This window comes from Alloscardovia omnicolens DSM 21503 (assembly GCF_000420505.1).
Classification (GTDB): Bacteria; Actinomycetota; Actinomycetes; order Actinomycetales; family Bifidobacteriaceae; genus Alloscardovia; species Alloscardovia omnicolens.
The window spans coordinates 1-6822 of record NZ_ATVB01000030.1 but is presented as its reverse complement, the minus strand read 5'-3'; the positions used below and the strand labels follow the sequence as shown (position 1 = coordinate 6822).

General features: G+C 46.9%; 7 protein-coding genes and 1 tRNA gene. 3 read left to right on the top strand and 5 right to left on the bottom strand.

All coding sequences use genetic code 11. The annotated features are described in order from the left end of the window. Positions 1–1006: 1006 nt before the first annotated feature. The 5 genes from glyA to G464_RS0108010 all read right to left on the bottom strand — a co-directional run bounded on the left by glyA (position 1007) and on the right by G464_RS0108010 (position 5413). A complete protein-coding gene (gene glyA / locus G464_RS0108030; RefSeq protein WP_022857423.1) occupies positions 1007–2290 on the bottom strand; it encodes a serine hydroxymethyltransferase in 1284 nt (427 codons plus the stop codon). A 206-nt stretch (positions 2291–2496) separates the two neighbouring features. Continuing rightward, positions 2497–3162 (bottom strand): hypothetical protein, encoded by a 666-nt coding sequence (locus tag G464_RS0108025; RefSeq protein WP_021617797.1) that lies wholly within the window; start codon positions 3160–3162, stop codon positions 2497–2499. A gap of 88 nt (positions 3163–3250) precedes the next feature. Continuing rightward, positions 3251–3619: a hypothetical protein gene (locus G464_RS0108020; RefSeq protein ID WP_155237071.1), complete on the bottom strand. Its 369-nt coding sequence runs from the start codon at positions 3617–3619 to the stop codon at positions 3251–3253. Continuing rightward, positions 3620–3838: a hypothetical protein gene (locus G464_RS0108015; protein WP_022857421.1), complete on the bottom strand. Its 219-nt coding sequence runs from the start codon at positions 3836–3838 to the stop codon at positions 3620–3622. A gap of 156 nt (positions 3839–3994) precedes the next feature. Next, positions 3995–5413, bottom strand: a complete 1419-nt coding sequence (locus G464_RS0108010) for an MFS transporter (protein ID WP_022857420.1) — start codon at positions 5411–5413, stop codon at positions 3995–3997. Between the two features lie 237 nt (positions 5414–5650). Here G464_RS0108010 and G464_RS10140 point away from each other — a divergent pair, with 237 nt between their 5' ends. The 3 genes from G464_RS10140 to G464_RS10510 all read left to right on the top strand — a co-directional run. Next, complete coding sequence (locus G464_RS10140; protein WP_162138589.1) at positions 5651–5794, top strand: hypothetical protein; 144 nt, start codon at positions 5651–5653, stop codon at positions 5792–5794. Between the two features lie 232 nt (positions 5795–6026). Beyond that, positions 6027–6100, top strand: a tRNA-Met gene (locus tag G464_RS0108000). A gap of 425 nt (positions 6101–6525) precedes the next feature. Beyond that, the coding region (locus tag G464_RS10510; RefSeq protein ID WP_155237070.1) for a helix-turn-helix domain-containing protein at positions 6526–6822 on the top strand (297 nt) is incomplete at its 3' end.

Sequence of the window (6822 nt, the reverse complement as noted above, 5' to 3'; positions counted from 1 at the left end):
AGTGTTGACGATACACCCGTTAGTGAGAACGGTTTTCTCGACAAGCATGTGTTTATACTGCGCGCACCAGGTGGTATAACAACCGATCCACGCGGCTTGTTGTTCATCATTGATAATACGGGTAAGTTGTTGTGATAAAGCGTAGAGTTCTTGACCAGCCTTGAATCATTGGATTCCTAGTAGTACGCGATCGTACATTCGCACTGATATGGAAAAGACAGCGTTGAATTCTGGTATCAGACCATTGCGCGTGGCATACTTTAGCAAATCCTGCACCACCATCAGTGACAACCACGTCAGGAGAAGCGATACGTGCCAGTAATGCTTACCACGCACCAGCATGCTCACTGCAGGCTAGACGCCATCCTAATATATGTCGGACTCATCGCGATCAGTAAGACACAATCCCGGTATAAATATAAACCATCGACATGGATGACATAATGGACTTGATCAACAACGGGCGATAAGGACCAGTACATCCAGACATCACCGAAACAACGTTGTAAGCTACGTCCCTTGCCCGGGTATGAAGATAAGAGACGATCAACCATAATGAAGTGTAAGAACGTGGTCAAATTCTTGGCATGTTTATCAATGCGTACACTCGTCGTGGCCTGACAAAACGAGCATCTGTATCGTGGGCATGACCCTTTCTTTGTAGGATAAGTTCCCCAGGAAATCATGGGATGACCGCATGTTTGACATAATCGCGTGGTCGTCATTTATCAACTCTAACCCGACTAAAAACCTCGAAAACACAAGACTGAACACGGGCTAAAACCAACACGATTTGTCCAACCTCGCAGTTGAGTCAAACCAACTCCAACCACCAACAAGCCCAACAAACACAAGCCAACACACAACAAAAACCAACACAATCTGTCGTATAACCCATAAAGGGTGGGCACTCTCTGTAGTGAGACAATGCCCACCCTCATCTTGTATAAAACAGGGCGTTCTCGAAGTCCCAAGAAACGTCCTGTTTATTAATATTTACCGCGCTTTAATGCGTCTGATCCAAACCTTCATACAGGGGGAAGTCATCCGCAAGCTTAGCAATGCGAGCGCGCAAGCTTTCGATATCTGCAGATTTTCCGTCACGCAAAGCGGTGGCAATAACGTCGGCAACCTCGGTAAACTCTGTTACTCCAAAACCACGGGTAGCGAGTGCTGGTGTACCGATACGCAAGCCGGACGTTACTTTTGGTGGTCGTGGATCCCATGGAACTGCGTTGCGGTTCACGGTTATTCCTACGGCGTCAAGCAAATCTTCTGCTTCTTGACCGTTGAGTTCGCTGTTACGCAAATCGACCAGAACGAGATGAACATCTGTTCCGCCGGTTACTACGGATACTCCGCTTTGCTCAACATCAGCTGCGTTCAAACGCCCAGCAAGGATTTTAGCGCCTTCGAGGGTACGCTGCTGACGGTTCTTAAACTCCTCGCTGGCAGCAATCTTAAATGCAACTGCTTTGCCAGCAATAATATGCATAAGAGGGCCGCCTTGCTGACCTGGGAATACTGCAGAGTTAAGTTTTTTGCTGAACTGTTCTGCATCGCGAGACAGCAACATACCTGAGCGAGGGCCACCCAAAGTCTTGTGAATCGTTGTGGATACTACATCAGAATATGGAACTGGGTTTGGATGCAATCCTGCTGCAACGAGACCTGCAAAATGAGCCATATCCGTCCACAAGTATGCACCTACTTCGTCTGCAATCTCACGGAATGCTTGGAAATCAATATGGCGAGGATACGCTGACCATCCGGCGATAATCATCTGTGGGCGCGTTTCGAGTGCCTTTTGACGCACCTGCTCCATGTTAATGCGGTATGTTTCTGGATCGAGCTGATAGGATACAGCGTTGTAGTTTTTTCCGGAGAAGTTAATCTTCATACCGTGCGTTAAATGACCACCGTGAGACAAATCCAACCCCATAACCGTATCGCCAGCGTTAAGCAGCGCGTGATACACAGCCGCGTTAGCCTGCGCACCCGAGTGAGGCTGAACATTCGCATACTGCGCGCCAAACAAAGCCTTCGCACGCTCAATAGCGAGGGTTTCCACCTTATCCACTTCTTGGCAACCGCCATAATAGCGACACCCTGGATAGCCTTCTGCATACTTATTCGTAAGCACGGAACCCATCGCCTGAAGCACTGCACGAGGAACAAAGTTCTCTGAAGCAATCATCTCGAGGTAAGTTTGTTGACGTTCCAGCTCAGAATCAAGCACTGCGGCAACATCTGGGTCTACGCTTGCTATTGGATCATTAAAAACTGTCATGCAGTTCTCCTCATTTGTGCAATGACTGGATGATGTGCGGCGGTTATGCCCACGTTTCTAAGCATACGCGAAACCCTCGTTTGACGCTTGCCTGATTCTCATGGCTCGAGAAGACTGTGGTTAGTCTCACAGGGGTTTTGCCATAAAAAGAAGGCGCACACGCAAAACTGCGCATGCACCTTCTATCTGGTTTTTTAAGCTAAAGCTTAGGAACGCTTACGAGCAGCCTCTACAGCGCGAGCTGCGAAACCAAGCACAGCAAGAACTACAGTTACAGTAGCTGCCATAACCGGGTTCACGCCTGTCTGTGCGAGCTTCTTAGCTGGCTCAGTGGCAGCAGCAACAGGCTTGTCTGCCTTCTTATCGTCCGACTTGTTAGCGTCAACATCGGAGCCGTTATTGTTATCGCCCTTGTTCTCAACAACGTGCAAGTCGAGAGAAGCTTCTTCAGCAGTTTCAGAAGCAGCGAACTCCTTGTAATCGCTAGCAATATTCACCTGCTTGACGATCTCGTAACCGTCTGACAAAACGTAAGAGAGCTTGTAAGATTCAGCTTCGAAATCAGCAAAGCTTACGACATTGCCCTTCACAGCAGTAGGCGCAATTTCCTTGTTATCTTCCTTGTTTACCAGCTTGGAGCCAAGCTTATTAAGAAGTTCCTCGGTTACAGCCTGCGCCTGACCATCAACTGTTACAGCAACATTATAAGAAGCAGCAGTTGGTTGAGGAATTTCAGCGAAATCGATGTAAAGGTTCTGGGTGATTGTCGAACCATAGATGCGAACTGTCGAACCATCTTTAGGGAATGGCCCGCGACGATTACCAGCAGATTTACCAGAGAATTCATAACCTTCTGGGGTTGTGTATTTCACGATGTAGTTGCCCTTGGGAAGGTCGGTGAAAGTTACCTCATGCTTGTTGTATAAGTCGGTGTATATACTTCCTTGCCTTCAGTATTGGTTAAAGTAAGGCCGATACTTTCAACCTGCTCCGGAGTAGCAGAGTCTTTCCCCAGAGTACTGCAACAACAACTTTGCTTGCGATGGCTGACTCACTAGGATTATCTTGCACTGGTGGCACCACTGGATTAGGCTCACGATCGGAACGAACCAAAGTAACATAAAGACGGCCACTATCTGCGTTATCATCGATAGTCACTGCTGAACCTGAGGCAATAATGTCCTTATTAGGCGACTTCTCGTAACCATCATGAATTGTGTACTTTAAGGTATAAGTACCGTATGGAATAGTCGTAGCAACATATTTCTCGGCGCTTTGGAATACGAAATTGTATGCCTTACCATCCGCACTCACCAATTGTGAATTCAACTAATCCTTCCAGAAGTTATCTTCTGCACTACCATTATTCAAATTGAGAACTACATCACGCGTTTTAACCTCATCGGTTGTTTCCGCTGGCACTGCCGGAGCAGCTGGTGTTGTAGACGTCGCTGGAGTATCCGTACCATCTGCAGCAAACGCTGCTGCAGGAGACATTAAGAGAGCAAGCGTTAAACCTGCTGCAACTATACTCAATTTTTTCTTCATACTTTCCCCTTCTCGAAAAGTTTTTCGTGCAAGCACTTTCCCTCAACCAGTACATCCCTGGATATGTCCGAAAAACAATAATGTTCTCAGTAAAAACAGTAAGACGCCTCACACATTACTGTGCAAGGCGTCTTAATTATTATTCCTTTTTTTTACTTACTTCTTCTCATAAGCAATCTGATTATCGAAATCATCATCCTTGGTTTCCTTAGACAGAACCAGGGAAATGAGCGTGAGCATAGAAGCAATGGCGAGGTATACACCCACCATCCATGTACTACCGTCGGCAGCCTTCCACAGAGCAACAGCAATAATAGGAGCTAATGCAGCACCCAAAATAGAGCTGACATTGTATGCAATTGCCGAGCCAGTGTAGCGCACGTTGGTTGGGAACATTTCTGGCAGGAACGCACCCATCGGACCGAAAGTAATACCCATAAGGATGAAGCCAACAATCAGGAAGGCTTCTACAGCGTATACGCTCAAAATGTTGCCGTGATTAAAATCAAGGAAGAGCGGGAAGATCAAACCGAAAATAATGATCGCAACAGTTACCCAAATCAAGAGCTTGCGGCGGCCAATCTTATCGGCCCATGGACCCGACACGAGGGTGAAGATTGCAAAGAATACAACGCCAATAATCTGCATAAATACGAACTCGGTGTATGGAATACCGAGACCGCCCTTTTCTGTAGCGGTGGTACCCATGCTCAAAATCCATGTGGTAGTCAGATAGAAGAGCACATAGGTAGCGAGCATAGCGAAGGTACCGAGCACAACTTCCTTAAAGTGGAAGCGGAAAGTATCGACCAGAGGAGCCTTAACAACCTTATCTTGCTCAACAGCCTTCTTAAAGGTTTCAGATTCGTTCAGCTTTACGCGCACCCACATACCTACAACAACCATAAGAGCGGAGAAAATGAATGGAATACGCCAACCCCAGGAGAGGAACGCTTCTGACTGGAGCACGGAGCTTGTTGGGTGCGGCAGAGCGAAGTTAATAATAAGGAACAGACCATTAGCAATAATGAAGCCGATTGGAGCGCCCAGCTGTGGGAAAGTTCCATACAGCGCGCGCTTATCTGCAGGAGCGTTTTCTGTTGCTACCAGAGCAGCGCCCGACCATTCGCCACCGAGCGCGAAGCCTTGGGTAAGGCGCAGGGTAAGCAGGAAGAACGGAGCCCACAGACCGATCTGAGCATATGTTGGCAGGAAGCCGATAAGGAATGTTGCAATGCCCATGGTTAACAGGGAGATAACCAAAGTGGTCTTGCGGCCGAGGCGATCTCCCAAGTGACCGTAGAAAATTGCGCCCAGAGGACGTGCAATCATTGCTGCGCCAAACACAGCGAAGGAGCTAATAAGGCTTACGGTATCGTTGCCCTTTGGGAAGAACAAATGTGGGAATACGAGTGCTGCCGCAGTTGCGTATACGTAAAAATCATAGAATTCAATGGTCGTACCCACTAAAGATGCAGCAATAACTTCAGCTGGTGAATTCAGGCTGGACTTTTTTGCGGCCACTGGCTTGGTAGCTTCTGCTGCCGCGTTCTGAGAAAGTGTTACTGATGACACGATAGACCCTCTATCTTTCTCTTACTTCTTCTTCAACATTCTTGTGTTGTTCTCTAATGTGCTCTAATGTTCTCGCAGCCGCTCTTGCCTTGTACGCTCTGCTAAGCTGAAAGAACTTTTACTCTTTACTTGTATAAAAAATAAAAGAGCAGCGCTGATGTTTTGCATCATTGCTGCTCTATGTGTTGTTTAGAATTATTGCATCGTGAGGCTCAGGCAGGTGGAAGCGTCCACTTTGTGAGAAATTATTTTTGGGGAATGATTTTGAAATCTGCTGGAAATATGGGAGATGGTGAGCGATGGCGGGGGCTGTTGAGCGACGATGTGGTGAAGATAAGAGGCAACGGTGGGAAGACTGTGGCGGGATACGGTTGCCGATAATAAGAGGCGGTAAGCGGCAAATAAAAGACGCACGTACTTAAACAGATGTTCTGTAATCTTACACCGCTAATCTCACCATGTATCGCGCAATCTAATATCAAGCAGTAATCTCATACTGAAATCACACGGTCTAATCTAAGGCAGTAATCTCACGCAGCGAAATTTTCAACACGCTTACTTGACATCTTCTATCTCATGTGTATTATGGATAGAGCTGTTTTAAACAAGCCGACGCGGGGTGGAGCAGCTCGGTAGCTCGCTGGGCTCATAACCCAGAGGTCCATGGTTCAAATCCATGCCCCGCTACTAATTAAAGACGAAATGTCAACACAGTTTGCTGATATTTCGTCTTTCTAATTTCTCTAAAAATGTCAAGGAACCATTTATCGGGTCATTTATTTTTAAAATATACCCACCACCCGCTCAGATTTCGGAATATAGACCAAAATCGGCTTATAGGACATTTTGTGTTAGTTTTTTAGTGAGTGTGGTGCCCTGCTTGTGTGTGGTGCAGATCGCGGTTATAGGTCAAAATAAACAAAACCTCAACCACAACGCATGAAAACAAAAAATCTCACGACACAACTCCCCCAACTGTAGCGGAACTATGTCGTGAGACACGACAAAAGTGGGCCTGAAGGTGTGTGGTTTCAGGACATCGTTCCGCTGTTTTTTGGGTGTGGTTTTTTCGGGGGTGTGTCAAGACATCGTTCCGCGTGTGATGATGGGGTATGGATCATTCATCGCGTAATATAGCTATTATTCTTTATGTTCTTGAGTCGGGTGCGTCCGTCAAAGATGCGACCAGCGTGTTTCATGTTTCGGATAGATGGGTCAGAAAACTTCTTGCTCGTTATCGTTCGGATGGTTTAAACGCGGTAAAAACCAGGTCAACTCGACCACATACCATGCCTAGTAAAACCAGTGACAGCATGGTTGATCTGATTTGTTCCACGCGTGTATGGTTACACGAGCAAGGATGGGATAACGGGGCACACACTATTCGTGATTGGCTTGTTCGTAGGTAT

Excerpts from the sequence above, each read along its gene's own strand:
- glyA (WP_022857423.1), bottom strand. The coding sequence starts at position 2,290 with ATGACAGTTTTTAATGATCCAATAGCAAGCGTAGACCCAGATGTTGCC.
- G464_RS0108015 (WP_022857421.1), bottom strand. The coding sequence starts at position 3,838 with ATGAAGAAAAAATTGAGTATAGTTGCAGCAGGTTTAACGCTTGCTCTC.